The organism is Geomonas sp. (genome assembly GCF_056994735.1).
The window spans coordinates 1-1446 of the sequence record NZ_JBXKJL010000409.1 but is presented as its reverse complement, the minus strand read 5'-3'; the positions used below and the strand labels follow the sequence as shown (position 1 = coordinate 1446).

At 58.0% G+C, this 1446-nt stretch carries 2 protein-coding genes; one reads left to right on the top strand and one right to left on the bottom strand.

The annotated features are described in order from the left end of the window. A partial coding sequence (locus AC11W3_RS17490) for an HD-GYP domain-containing protein (protein WP_484093449.1) occupies positions 1-292 on the top strand: 292 nt, incomplete at its 5' end. A 161-nt stretch (positions 293-453) separates the two neighbouring features. On the opposite strand, the gene AC11W3_RS17485 is transcribed toward AC11W3_RS17490, so the two are convergent. Next, the coding region (locus AC11W3_RS17485; protein WP_484093448.1) for an HD domain-containing protein at positions 454-1446 on the bottom strand (993 nt) is incomplete at its 5' end.

Below are 1446 nucleotides of genomic sequence, written 5' to 3'. Positions count from 1 at the left end.
GACGGGTTATCCGAAGGGACTCAAAGGCGAGAGAATCCCGATTGCCGGACGTATAGTGAAGATCGCAGACGTCTACGATGCTTTGCGCTCGAAGCGGAGTTACAAGGGGCCGATGAGCCACGAGGAGGCTGTGCGGATATTCCGGGAGGGGGATGAGAGAATAAATCCCCAGGCTCACTTCGATCCCTCCGTGCTGGCAGCCTTCTTCAAGATCGAGAAGATGTTCGAAGCTATCTATGACAGTTCGATACTGAAGATCGGGATGGATAAAGGCGTGAAAGGTGAAAGGTGAAAGGTGAAGGGTGAAGGGTGAATGTGGTGAATGTGGTGAATGTGGTGAAACCGTTCGTGCTGAGCCTGTCGAAGCACGCATATATTGAGTAAAGCCTGTACGCCTGAACCCGTAAGTCGAAAGCCGAAAGCTGCCTCCGGTCTTCTTAACAGAGTCAGGGGCTAATCCTGTCTATCCTGTCCATCCCTGTTAACCGTTTTTAGCGCTCTCTTCAACTCCTCCACCCGCCGCTGCATGATGAGCTGCTGGCACTTCTCCGGCGGGAAGAGAGGGTCCGCGAAGAGCTCCTTCGGGATGCCCAGCTGCGCTGCATTAAGGGCAGCCACCTCCAAGGTCTCCTCCCACCCCGGCATCACCCCTCCACTGTCAGAAGCGACAACCAACGGAAGGAAACCTTCTATCCCTCCCTTCATCGCTCCCAACGCAACCTTGATCTTGGTCGATTCCCTCAGCTCCTCCCACCGGTTGGCGTTACCGTGGAACCTGCAGGTGGCCTGCAAAGCCCGTCGCAGATTGGCCGGCAGGCGGAGCCTGTTGCAGAATTCCTGGGTGGCAGCGGCCCCCGCCAGCTCATGCCCATGATGCTTCGGATGTTCCTCTGCCGGCGTCGACAGCTTCCCCAGGTCATGGAAGAGCGCACAGAAACGGGCCTTCAGATCAGAAGTCTGAAGCGAGATCCTCTCCAGCGCCTGCATCGAGTGGGTGAACAGGTCTCCTTCCGGATGGTGCTGCAGCGGACCCGCAGGAACCTGCGCCATCCTGAAGATCTCCGGCAGAAATTCCCTCCCCACCCCGAGTTGCAACATCCTTTGAAAGAATCGGCAGGGATCGCTTTTCACAAGCGACTTCAGCATCTCCTGTGAGAAGCGTTCCACCGGGATCTGCATGAACTCGCTTGACCAGTCGCGGGAGGAAATCAGCTTTTCAGCCGTATTGTCCAGTCTCCAACCTTCGCACTCGAAGCGGAAGGCGCGGAAGATCCTGGCGGGATCGTCGCTTAGGCTCGTGGCGCTGCAGGGGCGCAAGACTCTCCTGTCGAGGTCCTCGCGTCCGCCTAGCGGATCCCGGAGTGTCCCCTCCGACAGGGACATCGCCATGGCGTTGACGGTGAAGTCGCGTCGTTGCAAGTCCTCGGCGAGTTGGTCCGGTGACGA